We start from the raw sequence: 22331 nt of genomic DNA, 5'->3' as shown, positions 1-22331 counted from the left end.
GATGTTCGACCCGTCGATTGCCCGGCCGGCGCTCGTCGATTCGTTCAGGAAGCTCGCGCCACGCCATCAATTGCGCAACCCGGTGATGTTCTGCGTATACATCGGCAGCATTCTGACGACCATTCTGTGGGGCGCCGCGCTCGCCGGCCAGGCCGAGGCGCCTGCGGGTTTCATTCTGGCGATCGCGCTCTGGCTGTGGTTTACCGTGCTGTTCGCCAACTTTGCGGAGGCGCTGGCCGAGGGACGCTCGAAAGCGCAAGCGGCTTCGCTGCGTGGTGCGAAGCGCGACGTGATGGCGAAGAAGCTGCAGGAGGCGCACCCCAAGTCACCGATTCGCATCACAACCGCCACCGATCTGCGCAAGGGCGACGTCGTGCTGGTGGAAACCGGCGACGTGATTCCGGCGGACGGCGAAGTGATCGAAGGTGTCGCGTCGGTCGACGAGTCGGCGATCACGGGCGAGTCCGCGCCGGTGATCCGCGAGTCGGGCGGCGATTTTTCGTCGGTGACGGGCGGCACGCGTGTGCTGTCGGACTGGATCGTCGTACGGGTCAGCGTGAATCCGGGCGAGGCCTTCCTCGACCGGATGATCGCGATGGTGGAAGGCGCGAAGCGTCAGAAGACGCCGAATGAGATTGCGCTGACGATTCTGCTGGTCGCGTTGACGCTCGTGCTGCTGTTCGCTACCGCGACGCTGCTGCCGTTCTCGATGTTCTCGGTCGAGGCCGCGAAAGCGGGTCACGTGGTCACGATTACCGCGCTGGTCGCGCTGCTGGTGTGCCTGATTCCGACCACCATCGGCGGTCTGCTTTCGGCGATCGGCGTAGCGGGTATGAGCCGGATGATGCAGGCAAACGTGATCGCCACCTCGGGCCGTGCTGTCGAAGCTGCGGGCGACGTCGACGTATTGCTGCTCGACAAGACCGGCACGATCACGCTCGGCAATCGCCAGGCTTCGGCTTTCACGCCGGCGCCGGGCGTCACGGAGGAACAGCTCGCTGACGCCGCGCAGTTGTCTTCACTCGCGGACGAAACACCGGAAGGGCGCAGCATCGTCGTGCTGGCGAAGCAGCGCTTCAATATCCGCGAACGCGATATGCACGCATTGCAGGCGACCTTCCTCGCCTTTAGCGCACAGTCGCGCATGAGCGGTGTCGATCTGCCCGACCGTGAGATTCGCAAGGGCGCATCCGAGGCGATCAAACACTACGTCGAGGCCCACGGCGGCAGTTTCCCCGCGGAGCTGACGGCTGCGGTGACGGAAATCGCACGGCGCGGCAGTACGCCGCTGGTCGTCGCGCAGCAAGTGCGCGGCGAGAGCGGCGCACGCTGCATGGGCGTGATCGAGTTGAAGGACATCGTCAAGGGCGGCATCAAGGAGCGCTTCGCCGAACTGCGCAAGATGGGCATCAAGACCATCATGGTGACGGGCGACAACCGCCTGACCGCGGCAGCGATCGCGGCCGAGGCCGGCGTGGACGACTTCCTCGCCGAGGTGACGCCTGAGGCCAAGCTCGCCACGATCCGTTCGCACCAGGCTGAAGGCCGGCTGGTGGCGATGACCGGCGACGGCACCAACGACGCCCCTGCGCTCGCGCAGGCGGACGTGGCGGTGGCGATGAACACCGGCACGCAGGCGGCGAAGGAAGCCGGCAACATGGTCGATCTCGATTCGAATCCGACCAAGCTGATCGAGATCGTCGAGATCGGCAAGCAGATGCTGATGACACGCGGCTCGCTCACCACGTTCTCGATTGCGAATGACGTCGCCAAATACTTCGCGATCATCCCGGCTGCGTTCGCGACGACTTATCCGCAATTGCGTGTGCTCGACGTGATGCATCTGAGCTCGCCGTCATCGGCCATTCTCTCGGCGGTGATTTTCAATGCACTGATTATCGTGGCGCTGATTCCGCTTGCACTCAAGGGCGTGAAGTACCGGCCGCTCGGCGCGGCGTCGCTGCTGCGCCGCAATCTGCTGATCTACGGGCTGGGCGGCATTCTGCTGCCGTTCCCGTTCATCAAGCTGATCGATATGGTGCTGAACGTGTTCGGCTGGGTCTGATCCAATAGAGTGAACATCATGAAAACGCTGATTCGCCCGGTACTTGTTCTGTTCATCCTGATGACGGTGATCACCGGGGTGATCTATCCGATCGTTGTGACCGCAATCGGTCATGCAGCCTTCGCGGCGCAAGCGAACGGCAGTCTGCTCGAGAAGGACGGCAAGGTGGCCGGCTCCGCACTGATCGGTCAGCAGTTCGATGCGCCGTACTATTTCTGGGGACGCCTGTCGGCTACCTCGCCCCAGCCCTACAACGCACAGAACTCGGGTGGTTCGAACCTTGGCCCGACCAATCCCGCGCTCGCTGACGAAATCAAAGGCCGTCTCGATGCGTTGAAGGCGACAGGTAACGACATGTCGCAACCGGTGCCGGTGGATCTCGTGACGTCGTCTGGCAGCGGCCTTGACCCGGAAATCAGTCCGGCCGCCGCCGCCTATCAGGTGGCGCGCGTGGCGCAGGTTCGCGGCCTGCCGGTCGATCAGGTGAACAATCTTGTTTCGCGCAATACGTCGGGGCGGCAGTTCGGCATTTTCGGCGAGGCACGCGTGAACGTGCTGAAGCTCAACCTGGCTTTGGATGACCTCAAGCCGATGCATTGAGCCCGCGGATGAGCGATCCCACCGTAACAGTCGTTGTGATCGACGCTGACAAAGCCATCCGCCGCTTTATTCATACAAGCCTCGAAGCGGCCGGCATGAGCGTTTTCGATGCGCAGACCGGCGCACAAGGCCTGGCGCAGGCGGCGACGCGGCTGGCGGATCTCGTCATCATCGATCTGAGTTTGCCGGACATGGACGGCATCGAGGTGATCCGCGAGTTGCGCGGCTGGTCTGCGATGCCGGTGATCGTCCTGTCGGCGCGAAGCCGCGAAGAAGACAAGGTTGCCGCGCTCGATGCCGGCGCCGACGATTACCTCACCAAACCATTCGGCTTGCCCGAGCTTAGCGCGCGGATCAGAGCGCATTTGCGCCGGCAGGCCAACGGCGACAGGGTCGGCGTGCCTCAGGTTCAGTTCGGCCTCGTCACAATCGATCTCGGCGAGCGCAGGGTTGTGCGCGGCAGCCGGATCGTCCATCTCAGCCCCACCGAATATCGCCTGCTCTCCGCACTGGTGCGCCACCCTGGGCGCGTATTGACGCATGAGCAACTGCTCGGCGAGGTATGGGGTCCCCTGCAGACCGACAACCACCACTACCTGCGCATCTACATGGGGCATCTGCGCCACAAGCTCGAGCGCGATCCGGCACATCCTGAACATATCGTCACTGAGGCCGGCGTGGGCTACCGGCTGGTCGGCGTGCGGTGATTTTCATAGGATTTTTATATCGCCGGCGGCAATCGATTCTCGGCCTTTACGGTGTGCTCCGTATAGTTCGAGTCTGGCGTTTCGCCGCAAGAAAAATCTGGGTTTTGCTGGAGGGTGTATGGCAGTCAAACAATCAAAGGGCAACGTGGCCGTGGAGGCTCGGTTGTTTTCCGCACCGGGTTTTGACCTGCCATGACGCCCTCAAGACCCGCCATGATATTCAGGGGGATGTGCAAGGTCGTCGCCATCGCCTTCGTCACCAATCAGGTTCTCACAACTATTTTTACGTACGTCGCACAGCAACTCGATGCCACGCTGCCGCATGAAACGATCTGGCTGTTCAGTTGCGTGACATGCGGGCTGCTGACGCTATGGCTGCAATCCGATGCACGGCGCGCATTCGGCTTCGCGCGTGAGAAAGGTTTTGTGAAGACGGCCGGTGACAGGAAGCAGGAGCTGCAAATTGCCGAGGATTGTCCGAAACGGTGGCTGGTGATTTTGCATATTGAGCTGAACCCTGCCGCGATACAGGCATCGTGAAGATGCTTTCCGTCGCTATGTAATTTGCGTGCGCGCATGCTGCAAAAACAGCAGTTTTTTTACACGACATTAATGCCGCTTTCGCTAAGCTCAAAGTACAAAGTACCCGCCAGGAGTTCTCGATGATACGAATGCTGATCCCTGTTCTCGACCACGGCGGAGCGATAGAAGCCGCGCGCTATGCGGCGTTCATGTTTCTGGAGCGCGGTGTAACCGAAGTCGAATTGCTGGAAGTACTCGAGCCTGTCGATCAGGGACGCGCTGCAGCCTTCCACACCCGGAGCTCACTGGTGCGGATGGAAAAACATGCCATGCTCAAGGCGCTGATCGATGCTCGCACGATTCTCGAAGAAGCTGGTGTGCCGTACCACTGGAAGCGGGTATTCGGCCACCGTACGAAAGCGATCACCGACTATGCGGCAACGACCCAGCCCGACGTCATGGTGATCGACGCGAGCCATATGGGTTTCTTTAGAAGACTGGCCATGTTCGCGTCGCTGTCAAGGCGCACCGTTACCCCGGTAACGATGGTTCACTGAGTCATCCCACGTTCATCGGCGGCAGCACCATCTGCTCGCCATGCTGGTGCAGACGTGTCTGGATTTCCAGCGGTGTGTGATTGTGAAGCCACCGCGTCAGGATATTCACCCGTTTGAAAATCAGTTTGCTGGCGCCGCGGTGTTTGCCCACGAGCAGAATAGCGGTGGACTATGCCCGGGGACAGATGTAGTCAGGATATCGAAAGGAAAATGGGCGTGCTTTCTCCAAAGCGTAATTATTGTCCTGTATAGCCCACAGGTGCCGTGTACTTGCCCTGGATCGCATTGGCGTTCGCCAGCACCACGTAAATCGGCGACTCGGTCAGCGTGAGATTCGCGACGCCGTTCGTGTAGCTCACCGAGCTTACATTGCCCATCATGTCGATGACGCTTACGGTGCCGTTCGTGCCGGTCGAGTTCACGGTCAATGCATAGGGGGTGCTATAGGTCGAACTGTAGGTACCCGATGACGTCGGCCAGTTCGAATTGTTGTGCGTCCAGAGCGCCGCGATCACTGCGCCCGAGTTCAGTTGCTGGAATGCGTAGCCATACACCATCGAAGGAAGCCCATTGAGGCGTCCGAGCGTTTGCGTGCCATCCAGGACGCGCGTCAGTGCGGCGAACGCGAGCGCTTCTGGTTTGGGACTCAAGTTCGTCGCGCCATATTGCCCCTGCGGATCAGCGAGATCGAAGAACGTGCCGATGCCCACGTCAGCAGGATAGTCCGAGCCGTAGAAGAAGTAGGTGACCTGTGCACCTTCGCCGAGAATGATCAGATGCGCGCGCAATGCGACGGCGGCCTGCCCGTACAGCTGGTTGGCCGGCGGATAGCTCGCCCCATAAGCGGCGCCGGAGTCATAGGTGATGCCGAGCTCGGTCATCCACAGACGCATGTTCGGCTTGACCATCTGCATTTGCGAACGCAGCGACCTCATCTGCTGATCGAGGGCGTTCGCGACATTCGCGGGATTCGGATCGGTATCGTATTGTTCGGGCGGATGCGCCGCGAACGTGCCGGCGTTGTAATAGCCGTGTGTCGTCACACCGTCGATGTAATTGCCGAGCCCTAGCGATGCGTAGGTGGCGAGATATCCCTGCGTACATTGCGTCGAGCAGTTGGCGGGAAAGACGTTGGTCGTGCCCATCACGACCGCGTTCGGATCAGTCGAATGCAAGCCTTTATAGACGGCCGCATACATCGCGACGAAATTGGCGGTCGAATCGACCCATTGAGGCTCCCACGTCACCTGGTAATAGTTGTATTGCTGATTGGGAAAATACTGCTGACGGATAGCAACGCTGTCGGTGCCCACGCGCGCCATATAGCTCTGGTAGTAGGTTTCGTTGCTCGGCGCGTTGGTGTCATCCTGAAACGCGCCCGTCGGACTCGCCCATGCGGGAATGCCGTCCAGTCTGATGAGCCGCATGATCTTGCCGTTCGTGTAGAACGGATCGAGATCCGATAAGGAGGGCGTCCACGTATTCGCCGCATTGGGCTCCATGGCGGACAGCTCACGGTCGTCGATCGTTTGCGAGATGCCGAGCGCTGCGAGCATCGGGCCATTGTCGTTGAAGCCCTGCATGCCGAAGCGGTGCTGTTCCTGATGTGCATAGCTAACTGCAGGGATCGTGCTGGACAAGTTCGGCAAGATACCGAACGTGGCGATGCCGGTTGGACGCGTGCCGGATTGCGGCAGCGTGCCGCCGGAGTGCGACAGCGTTGCCGTGATCGCGAAGTAACCCGCCGCGCTGCTCTGGCACGACAGCGTGCTAGTCCGCGTTCCGCTCGCAACGGCAAACGAACCGCTGCCCTTGATGTTGCCCAGTTGATCCTGCATCGACCAGACAACGGTGTCCGCTGATGTCGCCGCGGTGACGAACGACACCTGGAAACTGCTGCCTTGATTGAAGAGGCGTGTGCCGTTGCTGCTTGGCGTGTCCGAGACGATGAGGCCGTTGGCAGTGCCTCCGGCTGCTGACGTCGGTGCTGCGCAGGCGATAGCGGCTGCTGGTGTCGGCGTAGGCGTAGGCGTCGGCGTTGGTGTTGGTGTTGGTGTTGGTGTTGGTGTTGGTGTTGGTGTTGGCGTTGGCGTTGGCGTTGGCGTCGGAGTCGGAGTCGGTGTTGGCGTTGGTGTTGGTGTTGGCGTTGGTGTTGGTGTTGGTGTTGGTGTTGGTGTTGGTGTTGGTGTTGGTGTTGGTGTTGGTGTTGGTGTTGGTGTTGGTGTTGGTGTTGGTGTTGGTGTTGGTGTTGGTGTTGGTGTTGGTGTTGGCGTCGGAGTCGGAGTCGGCGTTGGCGTTGGAGTCGGTGTTGGCGCAGGTGTAGGCGTCTTCGGAATCCAGCAGAACTTCGAAACGCCGTACGCCGGGTCGGTACCAAAAGCCGTATTGCTGCAAGTCACGCCATTGGTGAAAACTTTGCTCACGTTATTGGCAGTCGTGCTCGCGCCATAAAGCACGGTCATCTTGCCGCTGAACGAGCAGCGCGCGTTTTCGACAGCGCACTGCGTCCACGCACCAGAGGGACTCGGAGTCGGAGCAGGGGTGGGCGTTGGAGTCGGAGTAGGAGTAGGAGTCGGCGTGGGCGCCGAAGTGCTTTTGTACCAGCAACTCTTCCCATACCCGAACGCAGGATCCGTACTCGACACCGCTCCCGTCGAGCACTGCACGCCGCCCGTGAACGGGCCATTGATATCGTATTGAAGCGCAGGCGACGTGGTGCCGTAGACGACATTCGCCGTGCCGGTGAAGGAACAGAATTGACCCTCGGCCGCACAGTACGTGTACGTTGTTCCGCTGATCGTCAACGAGCTTTGCGCATGGGCAGCGCCAACCAGCATCCCGCCGACCGGCGCAAGCATCAGAAGCGCGCGTTTCATTTCGGACTCCGCGAATAGATGTCGTCGGAGATGCCCGCGCGTCAATTGAATGCGTCGAGGCAGTCCGAGGCGTGATCACTGCTGGGGAGCGAAGACAACGAGCTTTAGTTAAGGCGATTTGGCAGTCCAGTAACGGACAACAAAAAGCTCTTTCCAGCAAAATCGACTTGCACCCTTGTTTTAAATGTAGTTTTTGCTCGATCAAGTGCTATTCGTATGAATAAAACCGGTAGGGTAGACGCGCTTTTCGGGCTCTAATGCGGCTGCGCAAGTAGCTCTTACTTCCAGAAAACGTTCGTTTTGACACTGCTTCAACCTTCTACCGTCCCGCTTGACACTGCTTGACTGTCCCTTTTTGGCATCGTCCCGATAATTGCCCCCGGCACGGTCAGTTTGAGCGCAACGCCATCGCTGAACCCGCCACACACAGTCTTTCAATACGACGCATTACTCATCAATGGGGATAACCATGAAATTCACGCGCTCAGGCGTTCTCGCTGCGGCCATCGCTGCAGCCGCCGCCATGCCGGCCGTTTCGCAGGCAGCCGACGGCACCATCACATTCACCGGCCAGATCACCAGTCAGACCTGCACGATCAGCGGTAACGGCGGCGGCAAGAACTTCACCGTCACGCTGCCGACCGTCTCGACCTCGGCGCTCGCTACTGCCGGCACGACCGCGGGCCGCACGCAGTTCAACATCGCACTGTCGAACTGCACGCCGAACTCGGGCAACGTGTCGACCTATTTCGAGCCGGGCGCCACGGTCGATACGACCACAGGCCAACTGATCAACGCGTCGGGCACGGCGACCAACGTCGAAATCGGCCTGCTCAACGGCGACAGCAGCGTGATCACGCTGGGTGCGGCTCAGGCCTCGCAGAACTCGAAGGCTGTCGCGTTGGCAAGCGGTGCGGCCACGCTCAAGTACTTCGCGCAATACGTGGCAACCAATGGCGCGTCGACGGCGGGTACCGTCAATACGACCGTCATGTACTCGATCGTCTACCAGTAAAAGCAGGACGCTACGGGCGGTGGCCGGCGCCGGCGAGAGGCGCCGGCTGTCGAGGAGATCAGAGCGAACCACGAGTTCGCCACGTAATAAGGACAACGAAATGGCAATGCGAAATAATTTATCAGGGGCGATGATGGTTTTCGCATTGTCATGGTTGGTGAGCAGCGCGCAGGCGGGTGTCGTGATCAGCGGCACACGCGTGATCTATCAGGCAAAAGAGCGTGAAGTAACCGTCAAGCTCAGTAACGAAGGCGACGCGCCGGCGCTGGTTCAGGTGTGGCTCGACACGGGTAATCCGAACGCGATGCCGGACGAATCCAAAGTGCCGTTCACCTTGTCGCCGCCGCTTTTTCGCCTCGATCCGAAGAAAGGGCAGAGCCTGCGCCTGATCTACACGCAGGAACCGTTGCCGCAAGACAGGGAGTCCCTGTTCTGGCTCAATGTGCTTGAAGTGCCGCCGCGCGCGGCAGCGAGCGCCACGGCGGACGATCCGAATTCGCTGCAACTGGCGTTTCGTTCGCGCATCAAATTGTTCTTCCGTCCGGCGGGGCTGGCGGGCAATGCGGACGAAGCGGCCGCGAAAGTCAGCTGGAAATTCGTGCGCAAGGACAACGGCGCTTACGCGCTCGAGGCGACCAATCCGACGCCGTATCACGTGACGTTCAGCAAGATCGTGGCCAGTGAGAGCACGACGAGCTGGGCCAGCGACAAGGGCGGCATGGTCGACCCGGGGGCGAGCGCGGACTTCGACGTTGGCAACGTTGCGCCGCTCGCCGACGTGCCGGCGCAAGTCGACTACACCTTCATCAACGACTACGGCGCCGGCGTCACCGGCAAAACGCTGCGCGACGGGACCCGCAAGTAATCATGCGCACCCGGGAATATTCTTCGCGGCCGCGAGCCGGAAACTGGTTCGCGCTCAGGCGCAGCCATGCCGTGATGCTCGGTGCACTGGCTGCCTGGGGCGCGACGCCAGCGTTCGCAGACTCCACGATGCTTGCCGACGTGCAGTTCAACAGCGAATTTCTGATGAAGCCGAAAGGCCAAAGCGTCGACGTGTCGCGTTTCGAGCGCGGTAATCCGGTGCAGCCTGGCGAGTACACCGTCGATCTCTACGTGAACGGAAACTGGGTCGGCCACGACACGCTGCGTTTCGTGGCACGGGAAAGCGCGGGGAACGCCGTGCCGTGTTTCAGCAAGGCGCTGATCGAGCGCCTCGGTCTGGACTTTTCGGCACTATCGGACAAGGGCCGCGGCGAACTCGCGAAAGCCCAGGCGGGCGAGTGCGCGAACGTCGCCGATCTCGTCGACGGTGCGTCACAATCCTTCGACCTGTCCGATCTGCGGCTCGATCTGAGCATCCCGCAGGCGGCGCTGCTGCGCAATCCGCAAGGCTATGTGAGCCCCGAGTTCTGGGACGAAGGCGTGACCTCGGCCACCTTGGGCTACAACCTGAATTCGTTTCGCGTGACGGGTTCGGGCTCCGCGGGGTTGTCAAATACGCAGACCTATCTCGGCCTGAATAGCGGCATCAATGTAGGCAGTTGGCACTTCCGCCAGAATTCCGCGCTGACGTGGCAATCGAACGGACCGCGCACGTATCAGAACATCGCGACCTACGTGCAGCACGATCTGCCGTCGATTCGCAGCCAGTTGACGCTCGGTGACGCCTTTACCGACGGCGCCGTGTTCGACAGCATCGGCATTCGCGGCGTCGAACTCGCGAGCGACGACCGCATGTTGCCGGACTCGCTGCGCGGCTATGCACCGCTGATTCGCGGTGTGGCGATGACCAATGCGCGCGTGAGCGTCACCCAGAACGGCAACAAGCTGTACGAGACGACCGTCGCACCGGGCGCATTCGAAATCAACGACCTGTATGCCACCGGCTACGGCGGTAACCTGCTCGTCACGGTTACGGAAGCCGACGGCAGTCAGCATAGTTTCTCGGTGCCCTATGCGTCGGTCGCGCAGTTGCTGCGTCCGGGCATCACCCGTTTCAACGTCGCCGCGGGCCAGCTTCGCGATGCGCAGGTCAATCAGCACGACAACCTCCTTCAGGGGACCGTGCAGCACGGTTTCAACAACGTCATCACCGGCTATGCGGGGACGATCGTTGCGGACGGCTATCTCGCAGGGCTGCTCGGCGCGGCGGTCAACACGCCGTTGGGCGCGGTCGCGTTAGACGTAACCGAGGCCCGCGCCAACATTCGCGGCGTGACCAACACCACCGGCCAGAGCGTGCGAATCAGCTACAGCAAGCTGGTGCCGGCCACCAACACGAACTTCACCGTCGCCGCTTATCGCTATTCGTCGAGCGGTTTCTGGGCGTTGCGCGACGCCATGCTGGCGCGCAGCGCGGTTGCCGCGGGACAGGACCCGACTTCGGTGGATCGCCAACGCAATCAGGTCCAACTGACGATGAACCAGAGTTTCGGCAACGGCTGGGGCAATGCCTATGTGGTCGGCTCGACGCTCGACTACTGGAACCGCAGCGGCACCACCACGCAATTCCAGATCGGCTACAACAACGTGCTGCGCGCGCTCGGCACCAACTTCAGCTACAACGTGTCGCTGTCGAGGCAGCGCGACGGCCTGACCGGGCAGATGAATAACCAGATCTTCGCAAGCGTCTCGATTCCGCTCGGCAACGGTCAGCATGCGCCGACCCTGTCGACCAGCTTCACGCACAACAGTCAAAGCGGTTCGTCCGAGCAGGCGATGCTGAACGGCTCGGCCGGTGTGGACAACGAATTCACTTATGGCGTGACGGCGAACCATGCGCCGGGCTCGAGTGCAGGCGGCGTGAACGGCCAGTACCGCAGCCCGTACGCGACACTGGCGGCGAGCGCAAGCGGTGGCTCCGGCTACTCGCAAGTGTCGGCCGGTGTGACCGGCGCGATCGTCGCCCATCCGGGTGGCGTGACCTTCGCGAACGATCTGGGCGACACGATCGGTGTGGTCGAGGCGAAAGACGCGAAGGGCGCCCGCATCACCAATTCGTCCGGCGTGCGCATCGACAACTTCGGTTATGCAGTGATTCCGTATCTGACTCCGTATAGCCTGAACACGGTCGAAATCGATCCGAAGGGAATTCCGCTCGACGTCGAACTCAAGTCGACCAGCCAGCAGGTGGCGCCACGTGCCAACTCGGTGGTGATGATTCACTTCGGCACGGTGACGGGCAGGGCGGCGGTCATCTCGGCGCACTTGCCGAACGGCGCACCGTTGCCATTCGGCGCGACGGTGTACGACGCGAAGGGGCAGGGTGTCGGCGCGATTGGCCAGAACAGCCGGATCTTCGTGCGCGGCGTGGCCGATGAGGGTGCGCTTACCGTGAAGTGGGGCGATGCGGCAGATGAACAGTGTGCCTTCGGTTATCACTTACCGCCGAAGGGCGAGGATCGCGGCGCGTATGCGCATATCGATGCCGTGTGCGGCGCGGCGGCCGGCGTGGCGAATCAGGCAGCGGCGGGCCCGTCCGCTGGAGGAAATACGCAATGAAGAAGTTTCTCCCATTCAGGGCCGCACGGAAATGCTTCGGCATCCTGATGCTAGTCGCTGCGGGTGGCGCCGGCCTGATCGCCAGCGGACCCGCTCGTGCAGCGCTGCAATGCACGATTACCGGTTCGGCGGCGATCAGCTTCGGCACGCTCACCGTGCCGCGCGACACGCCGGTCGGCACGGCAATTGGGCCGGTGCAGTCGTCGACCGTTTCTGTTAACTGCCCGTCGAATCCCGGTACGGTGCCACCGTACAACAACGGCTGGTATATCCAGTACTACCCGCAACTGACGAGCAGCGCGGTAGCAGGCGTGTGGAACACCGGCATCGCGGGCATCGGGATCAAGGTCGTGGACGTGACCTACGGCAACACGACTTTGTCTTCACTCGCGGTTGGCAAGTGGGGCGATTTCGGCGCACCGATTACGAACACGGCTGCGTTTCAGGGTAGCTTCACGTTTACCTATCAACTGGTCAAAACGGCCGCACAAGTGACGACGGGTGGCGCGGTGAACATCCCGCAGCTATTCACGCTGGTCAGCCACAATATTCCGGTGAATATAACGTCGCCGGCTCTCGTGACGATCTCGGTCAACAACACCTCGATCGTTGCAACCACGTGCACCGTGACCACGCCGTCGGTGAGCGTCACGCTGCCTACTGTCAATGCCAGCGCATTGAGCCCCGTTGGGACGACAGTCGGTAACACGAACCTCAGCATCGGGCTATCGTGTCAGGCTGGTGCGAATGTTTACGTGACGCTGACCGATGCGACCACGCCCGGCAATACGACCAGCAATCTGACGCTTGCGAGCGGCTCGACTGCGACGGGTGTCGCATTACGCGTGCTCAATAGCGGTGGAACGGCAGTCAATTATGGCCCGGATTCGGCAGTGGCGGGCAATCGGAACCAATGGCTGGTCGGTGCATCGTCGAGTACGACTCGCATCCCGTTGACCGCCCAGTACATCTCCACCGGCACGGTAGGGCCGGGTACAGTGAAGGGGCTCGCCACCTTCACGATGAGCTATCAGTGAGGCTTCAAGGTACTGCGCGTTGACTCGCCAACACCGTGCGGAAATCACCTAGCCGCGCATACCCAGGTCCGCAAAACCAACTGTTCTCGCCTCACATGCTTGCGTAAAAGCCGTGTCGTAGCTTGAGAAAAAGACCGTGCGGGTTTCGGCCAGCGTTTTAAACAGATCGACCAGAACCCCACGCGCCGAGGCGTCGAGTCCGCCGACCGGTTCATCCGCGATCACGACTTTGGTCTCGCCGAGTACGGCCCCTGTCAGGAAGAATTTCTTGCGCGTGCCAAACGACATCTGCTCGAAGCGTTTGTCGAAATGCGGTTCGAGTCCGAAGCGATGGGCAAGCTCGAGCGTGTGGCTGTCGACCGTTGTCTTTCTCTCCGACGCCACACGCGCCAGATAGTCACGACCGGTCTGCTCCGGATACGTCATGCAGTCTTCGGGCACGTAAGTAAGCATGGATTTGGCCTCGCGCGGTGCGGTGCGCAGCGATTGGCCGCCGAGCCACACCTCGCCGGCGTCGGGCTCGATCGTGCCGGCGAGAATGCCCAGCAACGTCGACTTGCCGCTGCCGGATTCATCGTTAAGCGCCACGCATCCTGCTGCCGTGTCGTAATGCAGCCCCTGAAAGATGATGCGTTCGCTATAGCGTTTGCTGAGGTTCTCGAATCGAAGCATGACGTGCGGAGTGGGTCAGCCGAAGAATGTGCCGGACGACGGCAGCGAGGATTCTTCGGGAAGTTAGCGGTTTGCAAGTGTAGCAGCGCGCTCAGATGCTTTCGCCGCATCCGACAATGACACCACCCGCCCGTGAGGTAAGCGAGGCGACATCTGCGCGCGCAGTGTAAAGTTGCGTCTTTTTGCGCCGTTAAAAAAGGCTTCACCGCCATTCTGTCCATCCCCTGAATACCTCGACGCTTCCCCCGTCGACCGCAATCCATGCAAACTGCTGCCCGCAAAGCGGCCCAACCGTCCCGCGCCGAACTCAGGCGTATCGTCACGGCAATTGTTATCGGCAATGGCTTCGTGGCATACGACTTCACCGTCTACAGCTTTTCCGCAGTCATCATCGGCAATCTGTTCTTTCCATCGAGCAATCCCGCGTCGTCGCTGCTGCTCTCGCTCGCCACCTTCGGCGCGGGCTTCGTGATGCGCCCGCTCGGCGCGATCATGATCGGCCACATTGCCGACAGCCGTGGCCGCAAAGCCGGCCTCACGGTGTCGCTCATGCTGATGACCCTTGGCACGTGGCTGATCGCGTGCCTGCCGGGCTATGCGTCGATCGGTCCGGCCGCGACGGTGTTGATGGTGCTCGCGCGCCTGATGCAGGGGCTCGCCGCAGGCGGTGAGATCGGGCCGGCGTCGGCTTCGCTGATGGAGTCGGTCGCCTACCGGCACCGCTGTTTTATGGTGAGCTGGCGCGGCGCGAGCCAGGGCGCGGCCGCCTTCGCCGCCGCGCTGGTCGGGGCGTGCACGACGGCGCTGCTGTCGCCCGCCGCCATGCATGACTGGGGATGGCGCATTCCGTTCGTGCTGGGCGGGCTGATCGGACCGGTCGGCTGGTACCTGCGCCGCCGCATGCCGGTGGCCGCGCCGCTGCCGCGCACGCGGCTCAGTCCGAGGCGCATGCTCACGGAGTACCCGCGTCCCTTCGTCTGCGGCCTCCTGATGATGGCGGCGCCTTCGGTGGGCATCTACCTCACCGTTTTCTATATGCCGGCCTACCTGGTTCGCACACTGCATCGGCCGGCGGCAATCAGTCTCCTGACCGCCTGCCTGTCGGGCCTCGTGATCCTGGTGGTGACGCCGCTCGTGGCGCGCGCGGCCGACCGTTTCGCGAGCCGCAAGACGTTGCAGTACGCAGCACTCGTGGCGTCGCTGGCGGCCGCGTGGCCGGCATTCTGGGCGCTGACCCACGGCGTGGGCGACATCGCGGCGCTCGCCATCATCACGGCGTACGTCGCGCTTGCGGTCAATAATGCCGGCCCGAGTTCCGTGCTGATGATGGAGGCGTTTCCGGTGCATCGGCGCGCGGCGGGAGTTGCGATGATTTACAGCTTCGGCGTCGTCCTGTTCGGCGGATTTTCGCCGTTCCTCGTGACGTGGCTGATTAACCGCACGGGCGATCCGATGGTTCCAGCGTGGTATCTGATGGCCGCGACCCTGCTTACGCTTGCTGCGTTAAGGGCGTTTCCCGAGGCAGCGGCACCGGATGCGCGCCTTGCCGGTGCTCCGCAACCGCCGGCTTAAACGCTCCCCCAGCGCTCCCTCGCGCCGCGGTGCTGCAGGTCCACGGCGCGCGCCCGCATATCCTGCGGGCTCATGTCGAAGGCGCGGCGAAACGCGCGTGTGAAATCGGACGCACTCTGAAAGCCGAGTCCATAGGCGATTTCTGTCACCTGAAGATGCGGGAAACGAACCAGTTCGTCCGCCGCTTCCCGCAAGCGGCGATTGCGGATGTAGGCGCCGAGCCCGCCGTCGTGCTCGAACCAGCGATAGATGGTGGCGCGTTTCAGCTGTAACGCCTGAACCACGCTGGTTGGTGTGAGGTCGCCCTGGTGAAGATTGGTTTCGACGTAACGTCGCACCTGTCCCATCACGGCGGCCTGCATCGCCGCCCGGCTCGCACCGGTTAGACGCGCCTCCTTGCGGAAGGCGGCGATCAGCAGTTGGGCGCCGGCATGTAAAGCCTCCGCCGCACTGGCTGGATCGAGCCTGGGGATTTCCCGGGCGACTGCCGTCAGGTGGTCCAGCACGAGACTGGTCAGCGGCGCACCCTGCTGGACGACGCGGCCGTGAATCGCTGTGGCGTCGCGCAGTTCCTCGTCCACGATCGCAGCGGGTACGAACAGGCTCAGAAGCCGGCATTCGGGCCGCTCGGCCCGAAACGGCTGATTCAGGTCGAACGCGACGATGCCCTGCACCGAGCCCGGCGCGCTGCGTTTCTTGCGCATGCCCGTCACGTGGCCGACCTCGCCTTCCACGAACAGTTGAAAGGCGTAATCGCGCCGCGAGTCTGTGGAAACCCGCGCGACCGATCGTTCCAGCAACATCGCGTCGGTGCTGCAATCCGTAAACACCATGCCGCCGACTGCATAAAGATCGATCTCACCGCGAAATCCGCCGGCGACCTGTTCCTTCGACGGTGGCACGTCGACCACATGCCCCACACGCTGGCGCCAGGCCAGAAATTGTTCGTCGGCTGTGAGCGCGTGCGTGCTGAAGCGGCTCGTGGAAATGGCGGAGCGCGATTCGGCTGCGGCTGCAGCAGCCAGGTGCGGCGGTAAGGTGCGCTGGTTCATGGATCGGTTGCTGCGAACGAGGCGTGTGATTCTGGCGGGTCGCGGCGGTAACCAGATATTTAACACGCCGTCGTCGAATATTGAGACGGATGGTAAAGCCTAACAAAAAAGCTGCGGTATCGTCGGATGATTAGATGCAGATCGGTTTCATCGACGGCGCCACCCATGCGTTTATAACAGGCTCCGCGCTGAAAAACGCAAAGCACGCAGAAAGCGCGCCGATTGGCAGTCCCGGCGCAATGTGTGCGAGGCCCAGGCTTTGCCGGCGGCCAATTTACGGGGAATCGAAAGATGAGCGGCACGAACAGGCAACCGACCGCCCAGCGCGGCGGGCTGCGTCCGGCCAGTCTGGTGGATAGCCAGTTGGAGCATCTTGAGAACATGGTTCAGTACGTGACACGTGGCGATGCGGTTGGCGTGCTGGTCCAGCTAGACCACGAGTACTGGGAAAAGCGCATTCGCGCGCTGGAAGAGACTCATGAGTTGCTTGCCAGCCAGCGCAAACGGGTCATCAAGCTTCTCGACCTGCTCGGGAGTGAAGCGCAGATGAAGCTGAGGCGGCGTACCGCTGCCTGAGTCCGGAATTGCTGAAGGGAAAGGTTGCGAGGATCGGGGGTAGTTGCAGGAGAGAAGATCGGTGCCACAAGGTACCGGCAATAAAAAAGAAGGACCTGAGAGTGCGGTAATGATGCGGACGAACCCGCCGAGGTTCGCCGCTCAGCTGTGAAACCGTTGGGCGCCTTGCCCATCGGACGTTTGGGGGTGTTGCAACACAGACCTCCAGACTTGGCCGAGCAACCGGCTGGGGTCGCCACGAAAGTGTTGTCCTCGCCGGGCGCTCGCTCGGCTCACCCTGCGTCAAACCCAACACCTGTTTATATAGCCGCCAGCCTGTTTGGAAGCGCGCCTCTAATATTCCGCGATTTACTGCAATATTGACCGCTTTTTAATAGGGCGCGGTTACTTTCAGGTATGCAGAATACGCAGTGAATATAGCGCTGATAAACTGTGCGCCGGAACAACAGGTCATCGCTTTCAAGGCGCCGATCGCTCCCCCAAATTCGACGATACAAATCGCCGAACCCATCGCTACCACCTGAATTTGATCAGTATTAGGGCTCCCTTTGGCCCGTTTTTGGAAGTGACTCATGAAGCCGGGAAAGAACTCGCTTGGGAAAAGACGCGCACGCAAGATCGCCATTAGGGTCGGTGCCGTATTCATCGCGGTATTGCTCGCACTGAGCAGCTGGTTTTATCAGCAGCGCGACGCGCATACAACGCCGGCGCTTACTGGCATCGCGAATCAGATGCGTCACGATCCCTCGGCGTGGACCCATGACGAGAAAGATGCGTCGCAAATGCTGCGCGATATTCACGACGCCAACGTGGCCGCGATCGGCGTGAGTCCCAACGCGATTCTCGTGTCGAAGCGCGACGGCGCGAAATACTTCGTCACCGACCATAACGCGACGTTTTCGCACGCACTGTTGCTCGGTGAACCCAAAGCTGATCAGGCCGCGTCCTATCAACTCGTCTGGCTGCCCGACGCCGATATTCGCACCGGCGCATCGCGCTGGGTGCCGGTGTTCAATCAGGTGCGCGACGCGATCAGCTTGCTGTTGCCGCTGTTGTTGATTGGCGGCATGGTGTGGTTCATGCGCCGCGAGATGAGAGGCGGCGCGTCGCTTCTCAGCAAGGCGCCTACGCTGCGTTTCGACGACGTGATCGGCGCGGGCGAAGCGAAGGCGGCGCTCGCGGACATTCGCGGCTATCTGTCCGATCCGAAGCAATTCACGTCGATGGGCGTGCGCGCACCGTGCGGCATTCTGATGGTCGGAGGCCCGGGCGTCGGCAAGACGCGGCTTGCCCAGGCGCTCGCCGGCGAATGCGGTGCGAACTTCATTTCGATCACCGGCAGCTACTTCAGTGCGAAGTACTACGGTGTCGGTATCCAGAAGGTCAAACACCTGTTCGAACTCGCGCGCAAGAATGCCCCCACGGTCATCTTCATCGACGAAGCCGACGGCCTTGCCAAGCGCACGGATACCGGCGGCGGTCCCGTCGAAGCCGAGAGTAATCGCATCATCAATCAGTTGCTGGCGGAAATGGATGGCTTCGCTTCGAATGAAGGCGTCATCATCGTCGCGGCCACGAACCATCCCGACAATCTGGACGAGGCGTTGCGCCGGCCGGGCCGTTTCGATCGCACGGTGCAGGTCCGTTTGCCCGACCGCGAAGACCGCGCGAAAATTTTCCGTTTCTATGCGGAGAGGCTGAAGTCGAAGGCCGCCGACATCGATTACGACCAACTCGCTCGCCTGACCACGGGCCTGTCTCCGGCAACGGTGGCGATGGTCGTGAATCAGGCGGGACTGGTCGCGCGCAAAGCCGGCGAGACGGAAATCGCCGCGAAGCATTTCATGGAGGCGATCAAGATTGCGCGCATCGGCGACGTGAGCGGCGCCGAGCGGGCACTGAGCGAGGATGAACGCACGCGTATCGCGGTACACGAAGCGGGACACGGTCTCGTTGCCGCGCTACTCGGCACTGGTGTGCTGGAAGAGGTCACGATCTTGCCGCGTGGCGGCGCATTGGGTGTTGCGCTCATCACGAAGGCGCAGGACAAGCACCTGTACCGCGAAACCGAGATCCGCAACGAGATTCAGGTCCTGCTCGGCGGTCGCAACGCCGAAATTCTCACGTTCTCCGAAGCGTCGAGCGGTGCCGCGTCGGATCTGCAGGAAGCGTCGCGCATCAGTCTCGACATGGTGTCGAAGTTCGGCTTCAACCGCGATGGTGATCTGTTCAGCCTCGCAGCACTGCCGTCGCAGTACGCGGGCCTGCAAATGAAGAGCGCCATCGAGCACGCCAATGTGCTGCTCAAGGAGTTGAACGAGTTGTGCTATGGGCTGCTGCATACCTATGAGCCCGTGCTGCGCGCCATTGCCGACGAACTGCTCGAGCGGGAGACGGTCCCGGGCGAAGCGGTTTACCGGCTGATCAAGGAGCACAAGAACGGGCTGAAGATCGTCCACGAGCCGGCTGCCGCTTGATCTGCGCTTGACCCGTTTTGCCGCGCGCCCGCAGTCGACGGCACGGCTTGTCAGGCACCTTGCGCCGAGGCGGTGGAAGTCAGTCTCGAGAGGCAGAAGGTCGTGTCTTTCGGATTGCGCTAACTGGCGGGCAACTGCCACGGTTCTGGCGCCGCCACGAGAGCGGGAACGTCATTTCGCGGGCGGTGGTGTGTCGCCTTTTTCCGGCAGGGGCTGATCGAGCCCCGGTTCGACGGGGGTGGGAATGGCATCGCCAACAGGCTTGGAGACCTCGGTAGGCGGACTGCCCGGGTCTTCATCCGGGCTGTTTTCGTGCACGTTCGGGGGATTGGGCATGTTTGCCACGATGGCTCTCCGGTGGATTGCTATGAGTAATGAGCAGCAATGCGCGTTCCACGGCCAGGTTTGGCTGGCACGCGCAGTCCAAACTCCTATAAAACCCCGGATTTCCAGACCATTTGCGCAGCGGCTGCCAGAACGAACACCAGAACTAGAACGCGAAACGCGCCCGGCGGCAATCTGTCTCTAAGCGGCCGTACCAACAATATTCCCACGATCACCGGCACACTCGCACAGACCGAAATGACCAGATCGCTCCAACTGGCATGCGCACCGCCGCTAAACGTGGCAACCAGCGTAATAATCGACACCACCAGAATAATCGCGATCTGCTTCGTAAAAACTTTTCCCGTGGCGCCCGTGGCGATCAGATACATCGCCAGTAAAGGCCCCGGCACCGAAGCGATGCTCTCCATCAGCGCCGCCCCGAATCCCAATACGAAGCCCGCCGGCTTCGCCCATCTCGGTGACAGCGTGAGCCGCGGTGAAAGCAACAGAAGCAGCGCTGCGACGATCAGCAATACGCCCGCAGCTGCCTGCGCGCGATGGGGCGCGAGCGAAATCAGTACGCTCACGCCGACGATGTTGCCGATCACCGTACCGATCAACGGCGCGGCAATGCGGCGGACCGTCGGCAGCATGTCGCCGCCTTCCAGTGCCTGCGGAATATTGCCGAGAATGATCGGCATCGACAGCAACAGAACGGCCTCCTTGATCGGCATGAACTGGCTGAGAATCGGCATGGCCACCAGCGGCACGCCGATACTCACCACGCCCTTGACCATCCCGCCCAGCAAGAGCGCCGCAACAATGCCGAGCAGCGCGTAAAGGCTGAGCGTCTGCAGGCTCGCGCCAAGCACGCCGTTGGCGAAACTGAAATGAAACATCGTTGAAGTCCGCGAGCCAACCGCGCGGACCAGATGGACCTGAGTTCGCGCGGGCAGTGGCTTGTTTTTATCGTTCGGCCTGTTCAGTGCCTGCGTGTCGCGCAAGGGTCGAAGCAGCCGGCTAAGTGAGGCCGCATGATACCGCGCCCTTACTCAAGTCGCATGAAAGCGGAACGTAATGGCTGATTCCTTCAGGCGGTATCTGAAGCGGTGCTTTTATCTCTCAACGCACGCCCATTGCGAGCGGCAAAAGTCGCCGGCGTCTGCTTGGCCATTGGCGTCATGGTGTCCAACGGCGCACGCCGCGTTTTCAAGCGAAGGATCGGTGCTTCGATCAAGCGCCAGGACAGTACGGCCATCGTCAGCGAAATCAGGAACGACGCGAAAATCCCGGCGACATGCGCCCACAGCGGCACGGTACCGCCGAAGAACGCCGTGGCGTGGTGGTTGCGGGTCAGGTCTGGAATCAGATTGTGATAGAGATAGAAGCCGTAGCTGATGCGCCCGAAGTTCATCAGCCAGCCGGTTTCGAGCAAGCCGATTACTGCCGCGTTGCGGCAGCACGCAATCGAACACACCAGTGCTGCGATGCAGAGGCCATACAAGGCGCTGACCGTCGTGAAGGCAAGCGAACTGTCCAACTGACTCCACACGGGCTCAGTCGCACAAAAGCCCACCAGGCAAACGCTCAATACGAACAGCGTCATGCCATGGCCGAGCACGACTCGCAAGCGGCTCTCTTTCCCGGCGATCATCAAGCCACCAATTCCGCCCAACGCCAGTAGCCAGAAGTTGGTCAGCGGATGCGTATAGATCGTGATGTCCTGCCACTGTGCCGCACGCATTGCCAGCAGCGAAACCAGTCCAACCGCGACAATCGCAAGACATACCGCGCGATGCCGCCGCGCTGCAACCAGCAGCAATAACGGCGCAAACACGAGATAAAACTGCTCTTCGATCGCGAGACTCCAGAGATGCGAGTAACGCCCCGGCCAATAATGCAGCACTGAGCCGATCCAGAAGTTCGACAGATAGGCGAAATGAAACGGCATGCCACTCGCGAGCTCCGGGCTCGCCAACCCGAGCGCCATCAGCACGCACATCACCGCCAGCATCAGGTAGTAAATCGGAAAAATGCGCAACGTGCGGCGAAACAGAAAGCGCTTCAGTTCTGCACCGAACCGACTGCTGCTTGTTTCGATGCGCGCGCGTTGCGCGGACAGAATACCGATGATCAGAAAACCGCTCAGCGCGAAGAATATCCACACGCCAAGATGGCCAATTTCGCCGATGTCGCCGAATAAACGGTGCTGGAAAAAGACCATCAAGACTGCAATCGCGCGCAATCCGTCGAAGCCTGCAATTCTGTTGTTCATGTGGTTATCTTCCAGTGCGAAGGCGGCGCGCAATGCGCTGCCGTTCAGAGCGAGAGTGGAAGGACCGGAGCGTACCGCTGACGGCAAAGTCAGCAGCGGCGAATGGAAAACGTCGCAATGACGCTCAGCAAGCCAGGAGATCGGGGATCAGCCCGGCAGCGTGTCCGGTCCACATGAGTGGCCGCCATCGAGGGGTCGCATCACGCGAAACGCGCGAGCTCCGACGGGCGTGCATTAGTCCATCCTACGATGAAAAAAAGCGAAAAAAATCGCGCATGGCAATCAGTGATTTTTTTCAGTGACCTTTACCGATCGTGTCCGTGCCGGATGGTTTGAAAGCCGCAAAACTTGCTGCAAGACTTTCCGCCCACAAAGGCGTGACGACTCAGTATTACTGCATGCCGACATCTGATTTTCAGATTGCTGGCACTCCGAATGCATTTAGAGGGCGGTTGTCAGCGCGTGTCGACTTGGCGCACGGTCTCGCTGGGAACGTT

Annotated in this window: 18 protein-coding genes; 12 read left to right on the top strand and 6 right to left on the bottom strand. The window is 61.2% G+C overall.

Annotation, left to right across the window (positions count from 1 at the left end):
• Window position 1 precedes the first annotated feature (1 nt).
• The 5 genes from kdpB (at window position 2) to PQQ86_RS33570 (ending at window position 4451) form a co-directional block, all read left to right on the top strand.
• Window positions 2-2065 carry a potassium-transporting ATPase subunit KdpB gene (gene kdpB, locus PQQ86_RS33590; RefSeq protein WP_408279421.1) on the top strand — a complete coding sequence of 688 codons (2064 nt, stop codon included), beginning with the start codon at window positions 2-4 and terminating at the stop codon, window positions 2063-2065.
• Between the two features lie 18 nt (window positions 2066-2083).
• The gene (gene kdpC, locus PQQ86_RS33585; RefSeq protein ID WP_408277059.1) at window positions 2084-2665 is read left to right on the top strand and encodes a potassium-transporting ATPase subunit KdpC; all 582 of its coding nucleotides are present in this window, start codon (window positions 2084-2086) and stop codon (window positions 2663-2665) included.
• 8 nt (window positions 2666-2673) lie between these two features.
• Window positions 2674-3372, top strand: a complete 699-nt coding sequence (locus PQQ86_RS33580; RefSeq protein ID WP_408277057.1) for a response regulator — start codon at window positions 2674-2676, stop codon at window positions 3370-3372.
• Between the two features lie 228 nt (window positions 3373-3600).
• A complete protein-coding gene (locus PQQ86_RS33575) occupies window positions 3601-3912 on the top strand; it encodes a hypothetical protein (RefSeq protein ID WP_236078053.1) in 312 nt (103 codons plus the stop codon).
• Between the two features lie 122 nt (window positions 3913-4034).
• Window positions 4035-4451, top strand: a complete 417-nt coding sequence (locus tag PQQ86_RS33570) for a universal stress protein (protein WP_408277054.1) — start codon at window positions 4035-4037, stop codon at window positions 4449-4451.
• A 236-nt stretch (window positions 4452-4687) separates the two neighbouring features.
• Here the strand turns inward: PQQ86_RS33570 and PQQ86_RS33565 are convergent, their stop codons facing one another.
• Window positions 4688-6913, bottom strand: a complete 2226-nt coding sequence (locus PQQ86_RS33565; RefSeq protein WP_408277051.1) for a hypothetical protein — start codon at window positions 6911-6913, stop codon at window positions 4688-4690.
• An 883-nt stretch (window positions 6914-7796) separates the two neighbouring features.
• Between PQQ86_RS33565 and PQQ86_RS33560 the strand changes: the two genes are divergently transcribed.
• From PQQ86_RS33560 to PQQ86_RS33545, 4 genes are all read left to right on the top strand, one after another.
• Window positions 7797-8342, top strand: coding sequence for a fimbrial protein (locus PQQ86_RS33560; RefSeq protein ID WP_408277048.1), 546 nt, complete (start codon window positions 7797-7799; stop codon window positions 8340-8342).
• A gap of 106 nt (window positions 8343-8448) precedes the next feature.
• Window positions 8449-9207, top strand: a complete 759-nt coding sequence (locus tag PQQ86_RS33555; protein ID WP_408277046.1) for a fimbrial biogenesis chaperone — start codon at window positions 8449-8451, stop codon at window positions 9205-9207.
• 2 nt (window positions 9208-9209) lie between these two features.
• Entirely contained in the window at window positions 9210-11846 is a 2637-nt protein-coding gene (locus PQQ86_RS33550) for a fimbria/pilus outer membrane usher protein (protein ID WP_408277044.1), read from the top strand.
• Window positions 11843-12883 carry a fimbrial protein gene (locus PQQ86_RS33545; protein WP_408277042.1) on the top strand — a complete coding sequence of 347 codons (1041 nt, stop codon included), beginning with the start codon at window positions 11843-11845 and terminating at the stop codon, window positions 12881-12883. Before PQQ86_RS33550 ends, PQQ86_RS33545 begins: the two co-directional genes overlap by 4 nt.
• Before the next feature lie 48 nt (window positions 12884-12931).
• Here the strand turns inward: PQQ86_RS33545 and PQQ86_RS33540 are convergent, their stop codons facing one another.
• Entirely contained in the window at window positions 12932-13555 is a 624-nt protein-coding gene (locus tag PQQ86_RS33540; RefSeq protein WP_408277040.1) for an ABC transporter ATP-binding protein, read from the bottom strand.
• 261 nt (window positions 13556-13816) lie between these two features.
• On the opposite strand from PQQ86_RS33540, the gene PQQ86_RS33535 reads away from it, so the two are divergent.
• Entirely contained in the window at window positions 13817-15127 is a 1311-nt protein-coding gene (locus tag PQQ86_RS33535) for an MFS transporter (protein WP_408277038.1), read from the top strand.
• Here PQQ86_RS33535 and PQQ86_RS33530 read toward each other — a convergent pair.
• Window positions 15124-16179, bottom strand: a complete 1056-nt coding sequence (locus PQQ86_RS33530) for an AraC family transcriptional regulator (protein ID WP_408277036.1) — start codon at window positions 16177-16179, stop codon at window positions 15124-15126. The genes PQQ86_RS33535 and PQQ86_RS33530 overlap by 4 nt on opposite strands.
• Window positions 16180-16470: 291 nt before the next feature.
• Between PQQ86_RS33530 and PQQ86_RS33525 the strand changes: the two genes are divergently transcribed.
• Together PQQ86_RS33525 and PQQ86_RS33520 are read left to right on the top strand one after the other, a co-directional pair.
• The gene (locus PQQ86_RS33525) at window positions 16471-16755 is read left to right on the top strand and encodes a hypothetical protein (RefSeq protein ID WP_408277033.1); all 285 of its coding nucleotides are present in this window, start codon (window positions 16471-16473) and stop codon (window positions 16753-16755) included.
• Window positions 16756-17327: 572 nt separating this feature from the next.
• Window positions 17328-19232, top strand: a complete 1905-nt coding sequence (locus PQQ86_RS33520) for an AAA family ATPase (RefSeq protein ID WP_408277030.1) — start codon at window positions 17328-17330, stop codon at window positions 19230-19232.
• A gap of 171 nt (window positions 19233-19403) precedes the next feature.
• Here PQQ86_RS33520 and PQQ86_RS33515 read toward each other — a convergent pair whose 3' ends face one another.
• The 3 genes from PQQ86_RS33515 to PQQ86_RS33505 form a co-directional block, all read right to left on the bottom strand.
• The gene (locus tag PQQ86_RS33515) at window positions 19404-19577 is read right to left on the bottom strand and encodes a hypothetical protein (RefSeq protein WP_408279461.1); all 174 of its coding nucleotides are present in this window, start codon (window positions 19575-19577) and stop codon (window positions 19404-19406) included.
• 86 nt (window positions 19578-19663) lie between these two features.
• Entirely contained in the window at window positions 19664-20458 is a 795-nt protein-coding gene (locus tag PQQ86_RS33510) for a TSUP family transporter (RefSeq protein WP_408277027.1), read from the bottom strand.
• Window positions 20459-20649: 191 nt separating this feature from the next.
• Window positions 20650-21834: an acyltransferase family protein gene (locus PQQ86_RS33505; RefSeq protein WP_408277024.1), complete on the bottom strand. Its 1185-nt coding sequence runs from the start codon at window positions 21832-21834 to the stop codon at window positions 20650-20652.
• Between the last annotated feature and the right edge of the window lie 497 nt (window positions 21835-22331).

The organism is Paraburkholderia sediminicola (assembly GCF_046026675.1).
GTDB lineage: Bacteria > Pseudomonadota > Gammaproteobacteria > Burkholderiales > Burkholderiaceae > Paraburkholderia > Paraburkholderia sediminicola_F.
This window is presented reverse-complemented; position numbering and strand designations above follow the sequence as displayed.

Bases quoted from the DNA above. Each gene is read 5' to 3' on its own strand.
- PQQ86_RS33535 (WP_408277038.1), top strand. From the start codon at position 13,817: ATGCAAACTGCTGCCCGCAAAGCGGCCCAACCGTCCCGCGCCGAACTC.
- PQQ86_RS33520 (WP_408277030.1), top strand. From the start codon at position 17,328: ATGAAGCCGGGAAAGAACTCGCTTGGGAAAAGACGCGCACGCAAGATC.
- PQQ86_RS33510 (WP_408277027.1), bottom strand. From the start codon at position 20,458: ATGTTTCATTTCAGTTTCGCCAACGGCGTGCTTGGCGCGAGCCTGCAG.
- PQQ86_RS33560 (WP_408277048.1), top strand. From the start codon at position 7,797: ATGAAATTCACGCGCTCAGGCGTTCTCGCTGCGGCCATCGCTGCAGCC.
- PQQ86_RS33540 (WP_408277040.1), bottom strand. From the start codon at position 13,555: ATGCTTCGATTCGAGAACCTCAGCAAACGCTATAGCGAACGCATCATC.
- PQQ86_RS33575 (WP_236078053.1), top strand. From the start codon at position 3,601: ATGTGCAAGGTCGTCGCCATCGCCTTCGTCACCAATCAGGTTCTCACA.
- PQQ86_RS33580 (WP_408277057.1), top strand. From the start codon at position 2,674: ATGAGCGATCCCACCGTAACAGTCGTTGTGATCGACGCTGACAAAGCC.
- PQQ86_RS33545 (WP_408277042.1), top strand. From the start codon at position 11,843: ATGAAGAAGTTTCTCCCATTCAGGGCCGCACGGAAATGCTTCGGCATC.
- kdpB (WP_408279421.1), top strand. From the start codon at position 2: ATGTTCGACCCGTCGATTGCCCGGCCGGCGCTCGTCGATTCGTTCAGG.
- PQQ86_RS33505 (WP_408277024.1), bottom strand. From the start codon at position 21,834: ATGAACAACAGAATTGCAGGCTTCGACGGATTGCGCGCGATTGCAGTC.
- PQQ86_RS33525 (WP_408277033.1), top strand. From the start codon at position 16,471: ATGAGCGGCACGAACAGGCAACCGACCGCCCAGCGCGGCGGGCTGCGT.
- PQQ86_RS33565 (WP_408277051.1), bottom strand. From the start codon at position 6,913: ATGACCGTGCTTTATGGCGCGAGCACGACTGCCAATAACGTGAGCAAA.
- PQQ86_RS33550 (WP_408277044.1), top strand. From the start codon at position 9,210: ATGCGCACCCGGGAATATTCTTCGCGGCCGCGAGCCGGAAACTGGTTC.
- PQQ86_RS33555 (WP_408277046.1), top strand. From the start codon at position 8,449: ATGCGAAATAATTTATCAGGGGCGATGATGGTTTTCGCATTGTCATGG.
- PQQ86_RS33570 (WP_408277054.1), top strand. From the start codon at position 4,035: ATGATACGAATGCTGATCCCTGTTCTCGACCACGGCGGAGCGATAGAA.
- kdpC (WP_408277059.1), top strand. From the start codon at position 2,084: ATGAAAACGCTGATTCGCCCGGTACTTGTTCTGTTCATCCTGATGACG.
- PQQ86_RS33530 (WP_408277036.1), bottom strand. From the start codon at position 16,179: ATGAACCAGCGCACCTTACCGCCGCACCTGGCTGCTGCAGCCGCAGCC.